Origin of the sequence: Pseudomonas sp. GM48, assembly GCF_000282335.1 — a bacterium.
Lineage (GTDB): Bacteria > Pseudomonadota > Gammaproteobacteria > Pseudomonadales > Pseudomonadaceae > Aquipseudomonas.
Map to the genome: position 1 here is coordinate 1 of NZ_AKJM01000044.1, position 16,537 is coordinate 16,537.

The 16,537-nt window shown below is 61.8% G+C and carries 14 protein-coding genes; 5 read left to right on the top strand and 9 right to left on the bottom strand.

The annotated features are described in order from the left end of the window. Positions 1–130: 130 nt before the first annotated feature. The 7 genes from PMI28_RS21495 to PMI28_RS21465 all read right to left on the bottom strand — a co-directional run bounded on the left by PMI28_RS21495 (position 131) and on the right by PMI28_RS21465 (position 8,147). Positions 131–1,561 (bottom strand): aminotransferase-like domain-containing protein, encoded by a 1,431-nt coding sequence (locus tag PMI28_RS21495; RefSeq protein WP_007984189.1) that lies wholly within the window; start codon positions 1,559–1,561, stop codon positions 131–133. A gap of 353 nt (positions 1,562–1,914) precedes the next feature. Next, the gene (locus PMI28_RS21490; protein WP_007984190.1) at positions 1,915–2,619 is read right to left on the bottom strand and encodes a hypothetical protein; all 705 of its coding nucleotides are present in this window, start codon (positions 2,617–2,619) and stop codon (positions 1,915–1,917) included. Between the two features lie 310 nt (positions 2,620–2,929). Continuing rightward, complete coding sequence (locus tag PMI28_RS21485; protein ID WP_007984191.1) at positions 2,930–3,757, bottom strand: ABC transporter permease; 828 nt, start codon at positions 3,755–3,757, stop codon at positions 2,930–2,932. Between the two features lie 7 nt (positions 3,758–3,764). Then, entirely contained in the window at positions 3,765–4,637 is an 873-nt protein-coding gene (locus tag PMI28_RS21480; RefSeq protein WP_007984192.1) for an ABC transporter permease, read from the bottom strand. A 10-nt stretch (positions 4,638–4,647) separates the two neighbouring features. After that, entirely contained in the window at positions 4,648–5,760 is a 1,113-nt protein-coding gene (locus tag PMI28_RS21475) for an ABC transporter substrate-binding protein (protein ID WP_007984193.1), read from the bottom strand. Between the two features lie 89 nt (positions 5,761–5,849). Next, positions 5,850–6,941: an ABC transporter ATP-binding protein gene (locus tag PMI28_RS21470; protein WP_007984194.1), complete on the bottom strand. Its 1,092-nt coding sequence runs from the start codon at positions 6,939–6,941 to the stop codon at positions 5,850–5,852. A 300-nt stretch (positions 6,942–7,241) separates the two neighbouring features. Then, a complete protein-coding gene (locus tag PMI28_RS21465; RefSeq protein WP_007984195.1) occupies positions 7,242–8,147 on the bottom strand; it encodes a LysR substrate-binding domain-containing protein in 906 nt (301 codons plus the stop codon). A gap of 278 nt (positions 8,148–8,425) precedes the next feature. On the opposite strand from PMI28_RS21465, the gene PMI28_RS21460 reads away from it, so the two are divergent. The 4 genes from PMI28_RS21460 (at position 8,426) to PMI28_RS21445 (ending at position 13,559) form a co-directional block, all read left to right on the top strand. Next, the gene (locus tag PMI28_RS21460; RefSeq protein ID WP_007984196.1) at positions 8,426–10,030 is read left to right on the top strand and encodes a 5-guanidino-2-oxopentanoate decarboxylase; all 1,605 of its coding nucleotides are present in this window, start codon (positions 8,426–8,428) and stop codon (positions 10,028–10,030) included. A gap of 81 nt (positions 10,031–10,111) precedes the next feature. After that, positions 10,112–11,860, top strand: a complete 1,749-nt coding sequence (locus PMI28_RS21455) for an amidohydrolase (protein WP_007984197.1) — start codon at positions 10,112–10,114, stop codon at positions 11,858–11,860. Then, positions 11,857–12,807 carry a CobW family GTP-binding protein gene (locus PMI28_RS21450; RefSeq protein ID WP_007984198.1) on the top strand — a complete coding sequence of 317 codons (951 nt, stop codon included), beginning with the start codon at positions 11,857–11,859 and terminating at the stop codon, positions 12,805–12,807. The genes PMI28_RS21455 and PMI28_RS21450 overlap by 4 nt, the downstream gene beginning before the upstream one ends. After that, positions 12,804–13,559 (top strand): class II aldolase/adducin family protein, encoded by a 756-nt coding sequence (locus tag PMI28_RS21445; protein ID WP_007984199.1) that lies wholly within the window; start codon positions 12,804–12,806, stop codon positions 13,557–13,559. The genes PMI28_RS21450 and PMI28_RS21445 overlap by 4 nt, the downstream gene beginning before the upstream one ends. Positions 13,560–13,671: 112 nt before the next feature. Here PMI28_RS21445 and PMI28_RS21440 read toward each other — a convergent pair whose 3' ends face one another. Together PMI28_RS21440 and PMI28_RS21435 are read right to left on the bottom strand one after the other, a co-directional pair. After that, positions 13,672–15,192, bottom strand: coding sequence for a sensor histidine kinase (locus PMI28_RS21440; RefSeq protein ID WP_007984200.1), 1,521 nt, complete (start codon positions 15,190–15,192; stop codon positions 13,672–13,674). Then, positions 15,189–15,908: a response regulator transcription factor gene (locus PMI28_RS21435; RefSeq protein ID WP_007984201.1), complete on the bottom strand. Its 720-nt coding sequence runs from the start codon at positions 15,906–15,908 to the stop codon at positions 15,189–15,191. The genes PMI28_RS21440 and PMI28_RS21435 overlap by 4 nt, the downstream gene beginning before the upstream one ends. Before the next feature lie 299 nt (positions 15,909–16,207). Between PMI28_RS21435 and PMI28_RS21430 the strand changes: the two genes are divergently transcribed. Then, on the top strand, positions 16,208–16,537 hold a 330-nt coding region (locus PMI28_RS21430), incomplete at its 3' end, for a peptide-methionine (R)-S-oxide reductase (protein WP_007984202.1).

Here is a 16,537-nt window from a genome sequence, read left to right on the forward strand (position 1 = left end):
GTTCATCGATTTTGTATTTGCCGAAGGTCCCCTGTGGGAGCGGGCTTGCTCGCGAAGGCGTCAGCACATTCAACATTGATGTGTCTGACACAGCGCTTTCGCGAGCAAGCCCGCTCCCACAGGTTCGTGGTCAAGCCTGTTTTTTCAGGATTTGGCCCAACGTCTGCAAAGCCTCATCAATCCGCGGCGAATACGGTGCGCCACAGCCAATGCGCACAAAGTGATCGAAACGCTTGGCATTGGAAAAGATATCCCCAGGGGAAATCTGGATGCCGACCTTCAGCGCCTCGTGAAAAAACGCCATGGATGAATGCCGGCGAGGCAATTCCACCCATAACAGCGTGCCGCCCTGCGGGTGGGTCACACTGGTGCCGATGGGGAAATAGCGGGTGATCGCCGCGCTCATCTGCGCGCGTTGTACGGTCAGGGTTTTGCGCAAACGCCGCAGGTAACGTTCGTAGGACGGTGTGCGCATGAATTCGCTGACCGCCAATTGCGATAGCGCTTCGCAACTCCGGGACTGCGTATGCTTGAGCATCTCCACGCGGTCGTGCCATTTGCCGGCGCAGATCCAGCCCAGGCGCATGCCCGGTGCCAGGGTTTTGTTCAGTGAGGCGCAATAAATCACATTGTCGGTACGGTCCCAGTGTTTGAGGGTGGACAACGGTTGCTCGGTGTCCACCAGGTCGCCGTAGGTGTCGTCCTCGATCAGTACGGTGTTGTGCTCGGCACACAGATTGACCAGCCGTGCCTTGTTGGCGTCGGGCATGATGCTGCCGAGCGGATTTTGCAGGTTGGGAACCACGATCAATGCCTTGACCCGCTCGGGGCCTTGCAGCAGCCGTTGCAGGGCCTGCAGATTGAGCCCGGTATGGGCCGAGGCCGGGACTTCCAGCACCCGCAGGTTCAGGCTTTCGAGGATTTGTAGCAGGCCGTAGAAAGTGGGCGACTCCACGGCCACGGTGTCGCCGGGGCGGGTGACCGCACGCAAGGCCAGATTGATCGCTTCGGTGGCGCCGTTGGTGATCACGATCCGCTCGGGGGCCAGGTGGGTCTTGCTGGCCAGTGCCCGCCGGGCCAGGATGTTGCGCAATGCGCTGTTGCCACAGGTTGGGCTCGCGGTGCCGAGCAGGCGGGCGTCGTAGCGTAGGGATTTGATCATGTTGTCCTGCAAGGTCTTCAGCGGATAAAGCTCAGGCGCGCAGTAGGCGCTGGCGAAGTTGACCTTGATCGTCGCGCGCTGACTGGCCTTGAGCACCGCAGACACCTGTTGATGAATGCCGACATAAACGCTGGTATCCAGTGCTGCTGCCAAGGCCGTCGGGGTGGGCTTGGGTGCGGTGTCGGGTTGGCGAATGTAGTTGCCGGAGCGTGGCCGGGCCTCCAGCACGCCATAGTCTTCCAGCTCCCGGCACACCTGTACGGCGGTTGACAGGCTGACGGCGTGTTTTTCCATCATCAAGCGGATCGAGGGCAAGCGCTCACCGGTTTTCAAGGTGCCGCTGCGGATTGCGTCCAGGTAGTGGTTGGCCAGTTGGCGATACAAGGGGGGCGTGTTCATGATGACCTCGGCAGTTGCACCACTGAGGTCTGGGCTGGAAAGTGAGTTGACGCTCCCCGCAGGCGGACCCGTGGTGCTCATGGGTGAAGGGAAGTGGTGTTCTGGCGTCGATACTGGAAGAGTAATCGCGGTTTTGCCCGAATCACGGGCAATAAAAAGCCCTGCGCTAGGGCAGGGCTCTTAAGTGAGCGACTTGTGGCGAGGGAGCTTGCTCCCGCTGGGTGGCGAAGCCGCCCTAATCAAATCACCTGTGTTATTTCAGAAAAACCGAATTTACCGGGTTTACGACGGCTGCGCCGCCGAACGCGAGCAAGCTCGCTCGCCACAGGAAAGCCTCGTCACAAGGGTTTGGGTTACTGCGCGACGATGCTATAGCCGTCGAACGCCGTCTGCTGCTGCAGGGCAGTGATGATGTTCTTGCGGTTGACCGCTTGCTCGGCGCCGCTGTTGTCCAGGAACGTCTCGCTTTCCAGTTCCGCTTCATCGCCTTCGCCGACGAAGGTGAAACCGAGGAATTCCAGGGCTTCACGGTCGACGTTCAGGCGCGAGCGCGGCGTGCGCAGCGGCAGGGTGACGCTGATGCCGTCCTTGCTGATGGTGAACACTTCGACTTCTTTCTTGGCCTTGGCGGCTTTGCTCTTGCCGCCGCTCGGGTTGCTGATGGCCTGGTGGGTCTGGTTCAGGACCTTCAGGGCCAGGCCGTAGACGATTTCCTGGAACGCCGGGTCGTCCTTGAAGCTGGAGAGGATGCGGCTGATCGGGAATTTGCTGCTCAGGTCTTCCAGGGCGGCGATGTCCGCTGCTTCGGCGTCCTTGAGCTGCTTGAGCTGGCCCATCAGTTCATAGGCCTTGTCGTCGTCGAAGCTGTCGTGGGCCTGGCGGATCGCGGCGCGCAGTTCGCGAATCTGGTCGCTTTCACGAGTTGACTGGAAAGCGTCCAGGACCATCTCGCTGATGGTTTTGGCCTGGGGCACGTGTTGTGAAAGATTGATGGAGTTTTCGTATTCCGCTTTGGACGACAAGGTGACTACGGATTCAGCGGTATTGGAATCGGACATTGAAATTTCACTACTTCTTTGAACTTGAATAGGGGCGAGAAAGCCCGGGGGCTTTTTCAGGCCGACTAATCTATTGGACCGGGGCGGCGTTGTCACGGATCAACAGGCGGCTGGTCATGTTTTTCGCCCCCCACCCTTGTAGGAGCGAGCTTGCTCGTGATTGACGTTAACGATGACGGGTTCATCCTGGGTGAACGCGGTGCCTTTGAGATCATCGCGAGCAAGCTCGCTCCTACAGGGATTGCGGCGGTTGAACGAAAAAAGCCCCGCGTTTGCATGGCAAGCGCGGGGCTTTTTTCGTTTGTAGCGCTTAAGAGTGCTGCAGCTTCTGCGCTCGTTTATCCGCCAGATGCTGAACCACCAACCGGCCGATCAATACCAGCAAGGTCAGGCTGATCAGCAACACCGAAATCGCTGCGACGCTCGGGTCGACGTTATCGCGCAAGCCGCTCCAGATGCGTTTGGGCAGGGTGTCGACGTTGACGCTGGTGATGAACAGCGTCACCGCCACCTCTTCCCAGGACAGGGCAAAACCCAACAGCGCGGTGGAGGCCAGACCCAACTTCAGGTTCGGCAGGATCACCATGAACGTGGTCTGCATCAGGCTGGCACCGAGGTTGCGCGAGGCCAGTTCGATGCGCCGGTCAATCTGACTCAACGCAACCAGCATGGTCACCACGCCGTACGGTACCACCATGATCACGTGGGCGATCACCACCCCGGTCAGGGTGTCGTAGCCCATGCCCGGCGCGAAGCGACCGAGCTTGGTTTCCATGAAGTACAGCACCAGCGCGGAAATCACCGGCGGAATCGCCATTGGCAACAGCACCAGGCCAATCAGCGCCGTGGCCCATTTGGAGCGCATGTACCAGATGCCGAGGCTGAAACTCGCCGCCAGCAGGGTGGCGATGATGCTGGTGGCGAAGGCGATGGTCAGGCTCTGGCTGATGGCGTGGAACCAGTCAGGGTTGCTGACCAGCGCCTCGTAGTGACGCAGCGACCAGTTGCCTTCGGGCATCGACAGGAAGCGTTTGCTGGTGAACGACACCGGGATGACCGTCAGCAGCGGGAACAGCATGAAGGCCATGGCGACCACGGCCAGCAGCCGGGTACTCAGGCTTGTGCGATGGGTATTCATAATGATCTCAGCCTACCAGTCGGTTCACGCGGGTCATTTTCAACAGCACCCAGATCAGCGCGCTGACCAGGGCCAGCAACACCACGCTCAGTGCCGCCCCCAGGCCCCAGTTACTGGTCTGGAACATTTGCAGGAACACGTACTCGGCGATCATCACCGTTTGCCCGCCACCCAACAGCACCGGGGTGATGAAGAAGCCCAGGCAGAACACGAAGACCATGATGAACGCGCCCAGAATGCCCGGCAGGGTCTGCGGCAGCAGCACTTGCCAGAAGGTGCGCAAGGCACCGGCACCGAGGCCGCGCGAGGCCATGAGCACACGCTGATCCAGTTGGCGCATGGTCGACAGCAGCGGGAACACCGCGTACGGGATCATCACGTGGAGCATGCCGATGACCACCCCGATTTCATTGCGGCTCAGTTGCAGCGGCTGATCGATCAGGCCCATGTCCATCAAACCGTTATTGAGCACACCGTTGCTGCGCAGGGCGATCAACCAGCCAAAGGCCCGTACCAACACCGAAATCCAGAACGGGATGAAGATGCAGATCTCCACCACCCGCTGCCAGAACGGCGGGCTGAACACCCAGCAGTAGGCCAGCAGATAACCGATCACCAGGGCCAGGCAACTGACCGTCATGCACAGGCGCAAGGTGCGCCAGAGCATCTCGTGGATCGCCGGGTCCGTGGCGATGCGCTGGTACTGCTCGATGCCCGGAGTGGGCAGCGAGAAGCTCCAGCCGACCACACCGAGAAACGGCAGCACGTAGAAGACCAGCAGCAACACCGGCAGCGGGAACAGCAGCATGCTGCGCTCCAGCCCCGGCGAACTGAAGCGGGGCTTGGGGGTGGTCAGGGTTGAGGTCAGGGTCGTAGTCATGGTCAATGGCTCACTTGGACAACCGCGTCAGATACTCTTCCAGGGCTTTGGAGTAGTTGTCGGCGTACCACTGGGCATTGAGAGCGATCTGTTTTTTCAGGTTGTCTTCGGACGCGCAGTTGCCTTCCAGTTGCTTGGCCGACATCAGTTTTTCCGTGGCGCTGTTCGACGGGCCGTTGCCCAGCAATTCAAACAGTTTGAGCTGGCCTTCGGGTTGTAACGCTTGCTGGATGAACTGCATGGTCGGTTGAGTGCCGCCCGGGTTGCCGTTCAGCACTGCCCAGCTGCTGGAGTTGATAAAGCCGTTGTCGAAGCTCCAGCGCACGCGGTTGTCGGTGTCTTCGCTGAGCAGCTTGGCGCGGGTGTGCCAGATCGCGCCCACCGACACTTCGCCGTCGACCATCAATTGCTGGCTCTCGGCACCCGAGCTCCAGAACGACAGGACGTGAGGCTTGATCTCGTCGATCTTCTTCATCGCCCTCGGCACGTCCAGCGGGTACAGCTGATCGGCCGGAACGCCGTCGGCCAGCAGCGCCGCTTCGAGCATGCCGTTCATCCATTTGTACAGCGTGCGCTTGCCGGGGAATTTCTTCACGTCCCAGAAATCGGCCCAGGTCTTCGGCCCGTTGTCGCCGAATTTTGCGCTGTCCCAGGCCATCACGTAGCTGAACTGGTAGCTGGCGATGCCGAAATCGGAGGAGAGCGCCGGGGCCACTTGATCGCGCTTGATCACGTTGTAGTCCAGCGGCTGCAGGATCTTTTCCCGGCCCAGCACGATGGCGCTGTAGCTCTCGACGTCGACCACGTCCCAGCTTGGTTGACCGCTGGCCAGTTGCGAGCGGATTGCGCCTTCGGTCGGGCCGGCGCCGTCGATGCGCACCTGGATGCCAGTGTTTTTGGTGAAGGTGTCGGTCCACGCCGAACGGAACGCGTTGAGAGCATCGCCCCCCCAGTTGACCACCACCAGCGGCTTGTCCGCCGACCAGCTGATGCCGCTGCGCAGCGCCAGCGGCACCGCGGCCAGCAGGCCCATGGCCTGGATGAAGGTGCGACGGTTGATCTGACCGTCGCGGGCCTTTTCGATAAGCACTTCGATGCAGTCTTGTTGGTGATCCTGGCGCATGGGCAAGTCCTCAGTTGGCGGGTGTCTGCGTGGACACCGGCCTTTTTTTTGTCATTGGAAGAGAGCTTTGTGACGCAGTTTTTTGGGGTTCAGGCTTGTAGCAGGAAGCTTTGCTGCACCGGCCAGCTCAGCCACACCGGCGCACCGCTGGTCATCGACGCGCCGGGGTGATTGCCGGGGACGGACAGGTTGATCGGCAATGTATCGCCGCCGACCTTGAGTGCCAGATGGGTACTGGAGCCTTGATAGACCTTGTCGGTGAGTTGTGCGGGCATCACGTTGTAGCCGTCCCGGGCCGGGCACTCGCTGTGCAGTTCCATGTGCTCGGGGCGCACGGCCAGCACGATCGGCGCCTGGCTCAGTGCGTTCGGGGCCTGGGCGTGCAATACGCTGGTGCCGCAGCGGCCGCTGGCGGTCTGGCCGTTGCGGGTCAGGTTGTCCAGCGGGAACAGGTTCATCTTGCCCAGGAACTCGGCGACGAAACGACTCTCGGGGCGGTTGTAGATGTTTTCCGGGGTGTCGACCTGAGTCAGCTTGCCGTGGTTGAAAATCGCGATGCGCGAGGACAGCGCCAGGGCTTCGTTCTGATCGTGGGTGACGAACACGAAACTGGTGCCGACCTGACGGTGGATGCGTTGCAACTCGGTTTGCAGCTGTTCGCGCAGGTTCTTGTCCAGGGCCGACAGTGGCTCGTCGAGCAACAGCAGTTCCGGCTCGAACACCAGCGCCCGGGCAATCGCCACGCGCTGCTGCTGGCCGCCGGACATCTCGGCGGGTTTCTTGTGCATGTGTGCACCGAGGCCGACCACTTCAAGAATGTGCTTGACCCGGCGATTGCGTTCTTCAACGGGGACTTTGCGGATACGCAGCGGGTAGGCCACGTTGTCGGCCACGCTCATGTGCGGGAACAGCGCATAACCCTGGAACACCATGCCGTAGTTCCGCTTCTCGGCGGAGCGCTTGATGATGTCGACACCTTGTTCCATCAACTTGCCCGAGGTCGGGCTGAGGAAACCGGCAAGGATCATCAGCAAGGTGGTCTTGCCCGAACCGGACGGACCCAGCAGGGTAAGAAATTCGCCTTGGCGAACGTCGAGATCGACGTTATCCAGCGCCGCGAAACGGCCGTAATACTGGCTGATACCTTGAGCGCTGAGCTGAATCGCTGAACGGCTGGACACTATGGAGTTCCTCTTTTTATTGCCCGTATGACGTACGAGGACGGATGCGAATCCGAAATGGGCTTTGGGCTTATTATTGTTAAAAATATCGCTACATCAATGGAATTATTTTGCTCGTATTGGTTAGTTTTATTGAACAAATGGACCGGGGATTCCATGCAGCCCAGAGCCCCTGAAACAGAGCCTTCCCCTGTGGGAGCGGGCTTGCTCGCGAAGGCGGTGTGTCAGTCACCAAAAAGGTTGAATGTGACGCCGCCTTCGCGAGCAAGCCCGCTCCCACAGGGGGATGTATTGCGAGTTTTAAAGGGTGTCTTGCCAGGTCTGGTGGGACGATTGCAGCTGCGTCTTGACCCAGTTGCTGAAGGCCTGGACCACTGCACGCTCGGCTTTTTGTGGGTCGGCGACCAGGTAATAGCCTCGGTGCAGGTCGATGCTGATGTCGAACGGGCGCACCAGCAAACCCTTGGACAAGGCATCGCCGCTGATCAGGTTGTCGCCAATCGCAATGCCCTGGCCGGCAATGCAGGCGGACTGTGCGCAATGCGCATCGGAAAACAGAATGCCGCTCATCGCATTGACCCCTGAAGCACCGGCAGCAGTCAGCCACACGCGCCAGTCCGAATAGTCGGTCATGTGTAGCAGCGGGTAGGCACTGAGTTCCTGCGGGTTTTTCAGCCCGCTCAATGCGTTGATCAGACGCGGGCTGCACACCGGGAAAAAACGCAGCGCCACAATCTCTTCAACGACCATTTCCGGCCAGTCGCCGATTCCGTAGGCAATGAACAGATCGGTGTTGGGGTTGTTGGTGTCGTCCGGTGTCCGCGGCGAGATCAGCTGCAATTGCACTTGCGGGTACTGGCGCAGGAACGCACCAATGTGGTGACACAACCAATAGGTGGCGAACCCCGGTGCGCAACTGACGCACAGCCGTCCGGAAATCTCCTGGTCATCGACCAACTGCCCGGCGTCCAGCAGGTTCAACAGAATCCCGTGCACTTCCCGCGCATAGCGTTCGCCCTGATACGTCAGGCCGATGCCCCGGCCAATGCGCTCGGTCAGGGCGAAACCGACACATTCCTCAAGTTTGCTGATCTGGTGGCTGATGGCGCTGCGGGTCAGGTTCAGTTCACGGGCTGCGATCGACACGCTGCCTGTGCGGGCAACCGCATCCAGCGCACGAAGGGCTGTCATCGAAGGAAAACGCATAAATCATCCCGCTCAAAGTTGAAAGAAACAGGCAAACGCGGAACCCCGTGGCGAGGGAGCTTGCTCCCGCTCGACTGCGCAGCAGTCGCTTGTAAAGGGGCCGCTGCGCGACCCAGCGGGAGCAAGCTCCCTCGCCACAAGGTTAGCGTTTGCTCTCGGTATGGTGACGTAAATCGAACAGTCAGGCCAAAAAAAATCGATTGTTGTATTGGTTGATTCAACAATACTAGCCCCATTCGTCGTTGGGCCACCGTGGCCCTTTATCCAGGAGGTGCTGCATGCCCCGTTGTGCCCAGGCGCTCGTTCAGTTGCTGGAAGGCTATGGCGTTGAAACCGTCTTCGGCATTCCCGGGGTGCACACCGTCGAGTTGTATCGCGGCTTGCACGGCAGTCGCCTGAAGCACATCAGCCCGCGCCACGAGCAGGGTGCCGGGTTCATGGCCGACGGTTATGCCCGGGCCAGCGGCAAGCCCGGGGTGTGCTTCATCATCAGCGGTCCCGGCATGACCAACATCATCACCGCCATGGGCCAGGCCTATGCGGATTCGGTGCCGATGCTGGTGATCTCCACCTGCAACCGTCGCGAACACCTGCGCCTGGGCCATGGTCACTTGCATGAACTGCCGGATCAGCGCGCGCTGGTCGCCGGGGTCTGCGCCTTCAGCCATACGTTGCAGCACCCGGCGCAATTGCCGGAAGTATTGGCGCGGGCGTTTGCCCTGTTTGGCTGTACGCGGCCGCGGCCGGTGCACATCGAGATTCCGCTGGATGTGCTGGAAATGTCTGCCGAAGGTCTGGACCTGCGCCCGCGTCCGTTACCGGCAGCGCCTGCCCCGGCGCCGGAAGCCATTGATGCTGCGGTGGCCCTGATCGGCAACGCGAAGCGTCCATTGATCCTCGCCGGTGGCGGGGCGCGCCGGGCTGCTGAAGTCCTGGCCGCGCTCGCCGAGCGTCTTCAGGCCCCCGTGGCGTTGACCACCAACGCCCGTGGTTTGCTGGCTCCCGAACATCCTTTGCTGCTCGACGGTGTGCAGTCGTCGGCCCATGGTCGCGAACTGTTCGCCGAGGCCGACGTGGTGTTGGCTGTCGGCACCGAACTGGGTGAAACCGACTATGACTTTTTCGGCCTCGGTCCACTGGCGTTCAAGGCGCCGCTGATTCGTCTGGACATCGACCCGATGCAAGTGCTCGGTGTGCAAACAGCTACGGTCGGATTGCTCGGTGATGCCGGACAGGGCTTGCGTTCTCTGCTGGCGCGACTGCCACAACGTCAGGCTGTTGCCGGCTGGGCGGGCGAGCGCGTGAGCCGGGTCAACGCCATTGAACGGGATGGCTGGAACGCGCAGCAGAGCCGCATGCAAGCCTTGCTCGATACGGTCCGTGATCACTTGCCGCAACCGCTGATCGTCGGTGATTCGACTCAACCGGTGTACCAGGGTGCCCTCGGCTACCGTGCGCCAACCCCCAACAGCTGGTTCAACGCCGGCAGCGGCTACGGCACCCTCGGCTACGGTTTGCCCGCCGCCATCGGCGCCAAACTGGCCCAACCACTGCGCCCGGTGGTGGCGTTGGTCGGCGATGGTGGCTTGCAGTTTTCCAGCGCCGAACTGATCGCCGCCAAAGAGGCCGGCGCCGGCGTGATCCTGCTGCTGTGGAACAACAGCAGCTACGGCGAGATCCGCGACTACATGAATGCCAAGGCGGTGCCGTTGCTGGGGGTGGACATCCTCACGCCGGACTTCGCTGCGCTGGCGCAGAGTTGTCACGTCGCCCATCACCGGGTGAGCCATTTGCACGGCTTGCGCGAGCTGCTCGGGCAACTCGGCAATCGCCATGAACCGGTGATGATCGAGGTCGACGCCACAACGTTTCTGGCTAAGTAAAACAACAACAATTTTTCAGGTCGCCGACACGCACAACGCCCGGTGGACCTTTCAATCTCCCTGAACTCAAAGGTGGCTTACATGGCTGAGTCCGATAACTTTTCCTCTACCCATTCCGTGCAGGGGACCTACGCCGACCTGATCCTCGCCAACGGTCGCATCTACACCCAGGACCCGGCCAACCCGTGGGCGGAGGCCGTGGCCATCCGCGACGGCAAGTTGATCGCAGTCGCCAGCCTCGGCCAGATCGAAATGTACAAGGGCCTGAACACCCGCGTGCATGACCTGCAAGGCGCGTTCTGCATGCCGGGCCTGCACGACATGCACACTCACCCCGACCTCGCGTTGGCACCGCGCTACGCCGATGACCTCGACGTCGGCATCGAAGACCCGACCCCGGAACAGCTGCGCGAAAGCATCCTCGCCTATGCCGACAGCCATCCGGGCGACGGCTGGATCTACGGTCAGTACTGGGTGCGCTACACCTTCCGCGAGGCGGGTTTGACGCCGGGCCGCGAGTGGCTCGACAGCGTGATGCCGGACCGTCCGGTGGCGCTGCTCGACCGTATGTGGGGCACCATGATGGTCAACTCCAAGGCCCTGGAACTGGCGGGCATCGACCGCCACACGGCCGACCCGCGCAACGGTTATTTCGAGCGTGACGAGCTGAGCGGCGAACCCACCGGCCTGATGATCGACGGCGCCTACGCGATGATCCACGCGGCCATGCCACCGACGCCGGTCAGCGTGTTGCGCCGCGCCTATCGCGATGGCGTGCACTTCCAGAGCTCGCGTGGCGTCACGGCGAGCAAATACGTGCACGTCTGCGAACAGCGTTTGCAAGCCTTGAAGGAACTGGACGACAGCGGCGAACTGACGGTGCGCATCGAAGCGGCGATCAGTTGGCAGGACGACATCTTCCCGGTGCGTCGCCGCTGGGAGCTGCTGGCCGGCGAACGTCACTACTACCGCAGCGCGCGCCTGAGCGCCAACGCGGTGAAGTTCCATTTCGACGGCACGGTCGAGCCGAAGTCCTCGTACCTGCTGACGCCATGGCCGCAGGAATCGAGCTGGCGCGGCAAGCTCAACCTGACCCCGGAACACATCACCGACATGGTGGTGGACATGGACCGCAAGGGCATCCGCGTGATCGCCCACTGCACCGGTGACGGTGCCTCCGACGTGTTCCTCGACGCCGTGGCCGAGGCCCGTCGTCGCAACGGTTTCAGCGGTGTACGCCACCAGTGCGCCCACAGCACCTTGCTGCACCCCGGCAACCTGCCGCGCTTCAAGGAACTGAATGTCATCGCCGAATTTTCCCCAGCCGCCTGGTACCCGACGCCGTTCGCCAGCGGCGCACGTTCCGGCTACGGTCAGGAGCGACTCAAGCGCATCTACGACTTCAAAGGTGTGCTCGCCGCCGGTGGCACTGCGGTGATGGGCACCGACTGGCCGGTGGCGTCCATCGACCCGTGGCTGGCGCTGGAAACCATGATCACCCGGCAGAACCCGTGGAACGACGACCCGGCCTGCTTCGGTGACCCGATCAGCCTCGAACAGGCGCTGACCGTGATCACCAGCAACGGCGCCGTGGCCATGGGCCTGGAGCACAGCACCGGCAGCCTGCAAGTGGGCAAGTCGGCGGACCTGATCGTCATCGACCGCGATTTGTTCGCCGCACCGGCACGCAACTACATTCACAAGACCCAGGTGCTGCTGACCTTCGTTGAAGGGCAACTGGTTTACGACCGCCACTCAACGCTGGAAGCGGTCGGCCTCAAAGCCGTCTGGCAGGGCGAACCACCGGTGCTGGAGGGCAAGGCAGAATGACTTCCCCACGTATCGCCGTGACCGTGGTGTCGGGTTTTCTCGGCGCCGGTAAAACCACACTACTCAACCGCATGGTGCGCCGTGCCGAAGGCAGTCGGCTGGCGGTGATCGTCAACGATTTCGGCGAGCTGAACATCGATGCGGCCATCGTTTCCGAAGTCACCGACGCCGTATACAGCCTGCAAAACGGCTGCATCTGCTGCACCGTGCAGGAAGACCTGCTGGCGCAGCTCGGCAGCCTGGCGCAGCTTGAACCAAGGCTGGAGCGTATCGTCATCGAGTGCAGCGGCGTGTCCGACCCGCAGCGCATCGTGCAAACCCTGGCCTACCCGCAACTGCGCAGCCAGATGCAACTGGACATGGTCATCACCGTGGTCGACGCCACCCGTCATCTGCAACTTGATGGTGAGTACGCACGCCTGGCTCGGGCGCAGGTGGCGGCTGCTGACTTGTTGCTGTTGAACAAGACCGACCTGGTCGATGAATCACAGCTGCAAACGCTGCGCGATGCATTGGGCACCAGGACGCGTGTGCATGAAAGTGTGCAAGCCGAGTTGCCCGATGCACTGTGGCTGGATACCGACCTGGACCTTGAGCCCCGGGCACAGAAACCGCTGACGCGGGTGTCCGATGGCGATCACGGCGAGATGTTCAGTAGCTGGTTGTGGCAGAGCAACGCGGCCCTCGACGTCGAGTGCTTGCGCGGCTGGTTGAGGGCGCTGCCCAGTGATGTATTCCGGGTCAAAGGCCTGGTGTTGCTGACGCCGGGCAGCACGGCGCACTGGCTGCAACATGTCGGCACCCGCAGTCAGTTTCTGCCGGCACTGGATGACGCCCGGGCCAACGCAACACGTCTGGTGTTTATCGCTCGCCGCGGCTTCGATGGCTGGGAGGCTTTGGGGCAAGGGCTGGAAGATTGCACTGTGAAAGAGGTCACCCTGGCATGACATCGACAGAGCAACGTCTGCGTGAAGAATTGGCGGCCTGCTACCGCTTGATTGCGCACTTTCGCATGACCGACCTGATCTTCACCCACATCTCGGTGCGCATTCCGGGGCCGGAGCATCACTTTCTGATCAACCCTTACGGGCTGATGTTCGACGAGATCAGCGCGTCCAATCTGGTCAAAATCGACCTTGATGGCCACGCGGTGGAACCGTCGCCTTACCCGGTGAACCCGGCCGGCTTCGTGATCCACAGCGCCATCCACGGTGCCCGTGAAGATGCGCAATGCGTGCTGCACACCCACACCAAATCCGGGTGTGCGGTGGCGGCGTTGAAGTGCGGGTTGTTGCCGGTGAACCAGATTTCCATGGAGTTCTACGGTCGTGTCGCTTATCACGATTACGAAGGCGTAGCGCTGGACTTGAGTGAGCAACAACGGCTGGTGGCGGACATGGGCGACAAGCCGGTGTTGATGTTGCGTAACCATGGATTGCTGACGGTGGGCGAAACGGTAGGGCAGGCGTTCATGCGCATGTATTACCTGGAAAAGGCCTGCGATATTCAATTGGCTGCGCTAGCTGCCGGTGAGTTGGTGTTGCCGTCGGCGGAGGTCTGCGCGCACACCGAGCGGCAGTTCAATGATCCGGGGCGGCCTTTGGATGAGGGCGAGTTCGATGACCCGGATGCCATGCAACTGGCGTGGGTGGCGTTGTTGCGAATGCTGGATCGAGTGGCGCCGGGGTATCGCGACTGATCCGGGTTCTGTGTTATTTGAGCTGGCCTCTTCGCGAGCAAGCCCGCTCCCACAGGGGAATGCATTCCAAATGTGGGAGCGGGCTTGCTCGCGAAGCAGGCGCCGCGGTCTGTCAGGCCTGCCGCGGTGTGTTCAGGTTCATCGACCGCACCGCCAACGCCGACGCTGTCTCTTCATCGATCGGCAACGAAAAACGAAAGGTCGCCCCCCGTCCCGGCACATCGATCAACTGAATCTCGCGCCCATGCAATTGCAGGATGCGATGCACAATCCGCAGCCCCAACCCGCCATCGCGCCGTGCGCCGCCGATATTGAACGGGCGCAGAAACAAACCTTCGCGCAGTTCCGGGGCGATGCCGGGGCCGGTATCACTGACCGTGACTTCGATGTACGACCCTTGCGGGCGCAGGCCCAGTTCGACCTCGCCACCCGGCGGGGTATGGCGCAGGGCATTGTCGAACAGGTTGGTCAGCACCCGCTCGATCAACCCGAGATCCGCGCAGGCGGCCGAGACGTTCGGCGCGAACGTGGCCTTCAGTTCGACTTTGCGCGCCTCTGCGGTGAGTTCGAATTTCTGGAAGATGTCCTGAGCCAGGTCGGTCAGGGAAAAGCGTTCCAGCACCGGTTGCACGAAGCCGTGCTCCAGCCGCACCAGTTCCAGCAGCGACTGCGCCAGACCGCCGACCTTGCGGCTCTGGTCCAGCGCGATGCCGAGATAACGACGGCGGTCGGCAGGGGACAGCGTGGCGTCCTTGAGTGACAGGGTTTCCAGATAACCGTGCAACGAGGCCAGCGGCGTGCGCAAGTCGTGGGAGATGTTCGCCACCAGTTCGCGGCGCTCCTGATCCTGGCGGGTCAACGAACGCCATTGTTCGCCCAGGCGTGCCTGCATCTGCCGGAACGCCGCATCGAGCACGGCGATTTCATCGTGGCTGGCGGCTTTTTCCACCGCGACGGGCGGGGCTGGCATGACCGGAACGCCATCGATGTCGAACTGGCTGACGGTTTCGGTCAAGCGGCGCAACGGCCGGGTGATCAGGGCAAACGCGGTGAGACCAGCGATCAGGCACAACAGGGCTACCAGCCCGATGGACAGCAGCGCGGTATTGAGCGCCGCACTGGTCGCGCCGCGTTCCGCCAGGCGGTCGTGGTCCTCGCCGAGTAATACCACGTAGAGGTAACCGGCCGGTTTGCCGTCGACCTTCAACGGTGCGGCGCTGAACACCTTGCGGGCATCGACGCTACGCGGGTCGTCGCCGAGAATCGGCAGGGCGTCGCCCCGCAGCAGGCGTTGAATCGGTGCCAGGTCGACCCGGTCACGATGGATCCGCCCCTCGGGCGCGGCGCTGCCGACAATCTTGCCCGCGGTGTCGAGCAGATACACCTCGACGCTCGGGTTGACCTGCATCAGTTTGCTGAACAGATCGCGCACGGCATTGGGCATCAGGCCCTGGGTGTCCATCAGCACCGTATCACGGGCGATGTGCTGCGCCAGATCTCGGGACAAGCCTTGCACCACTTCCTGCTCATGCATCTGGTTGGAGCGCACCTGCAACCACGCCGAGGTGCCGCAGCACACCAGCAGCAGCACGGCGAACACCAGGGACAGGCGTTGCGTCAGGGTCAGCCTCATGGCTGCGGCTCCTTACCTGTGGCGAATTTATAGCCGCGGCCCCACACCGTGAGGATGCGTACCGGTTGCGCCGGATCGGCCTCGATCTTGGCGCGCAGGCGGTTGATATGGGTGTTGACCGTGTGCTCGTAGCCTTCGTGGCTGTAGCCCCATACGGCGTTGAGCAGGTCCATGCGCGAAAACACCTTGCCGGGCTGGCGGGCGAAGAAATACAGCAAGTCGAACTCCCGGGGCGTGAGATCGAGGCGACGGCCGTCGAGGGACACTTCGCGGGTGATCGGGTCGATGGCCAGGCCGTCGGTGAGCAGGCTGCCGGCGTCCATCTTCAGGTTACGCGCCATGGCATCGACCCGGCGCAGCAGCGCTTTGACCCGGGCCACCAGTTCGAGCATGGAAAAGGGTTTGGCCAGATAGTCGTCGGCACCCAGTTCGAGGCCGAGGATCCGGTGCACTTCGCTGGAGCGCGCGCTGGTGATGATGATCGGCGTGTAGCGGGCCATGGCCCGGGCGCGGCGGCAGATTTCCAGGCCGTCGACACCGGGCAGCATCAGGTCGAGGACCAGTGCGTCCCAGTTGCCCTGTTGCAGCAGGCGCATGCCTTCATCGCCATCGGCGCTGTGCACCACCTCGAACTGCTCATCGCGAAGATGCAGGCAGATCAGGTCGGCGATATGCATATCGTCCTCGACCACGAGGACTCGTTTGGTCTGTTCCATCCAGCTCAATCCTTCGGTGCAATGGGCGTATTGCCGCTCGGTCAAGGTGCAAAACCTGTGGGAGCGGGCTTGCTCGCGAAAGCGTCAGGTCAGCCAGTCTCACCATCGACTGACACTCCGCCTTCGCGAGCAAGCCCGCTCCCACAGGAATAGCAGTGTTCAGGGTTGGCGTTATTCATTGTGCGGGTTTTTCGGGGCCCGAGTTATCACGAATTGTTTAACTTCCCGTGAGGATTTGGCGATCACCCAAAGCCTAGGCTGTGCTCCATGAAACGCCCCTGGATTTTTTGGAGACGAGCATGTTTTCACGACGTCAATTTCTTCTAGCGAGCGGCGGGCTGGGGGTGGCAGCCCTGGCGATCGGCCTGTTGCCGAAGTTTTCCACAGGCACTGCATTGATCAGCGAGGCCAGTGCGGCCGAGGAGTTCGAAGTGACCCACAGCGACAGCGAATGGCACAGGATCCTGAGCGACGAGCAGTACGACATCCTTCGCGAAGAAGGCACCGAACGGGCCTACAGCAGTCCGCTGAACAACGAGCACCGTGACGGCACGTTCGTGTGTGCCGGTTGTGACCTGCCGTTGTTTTCCTCGGCAACCAAATTCGACAGCCGTACCGGCTGGGCGAGT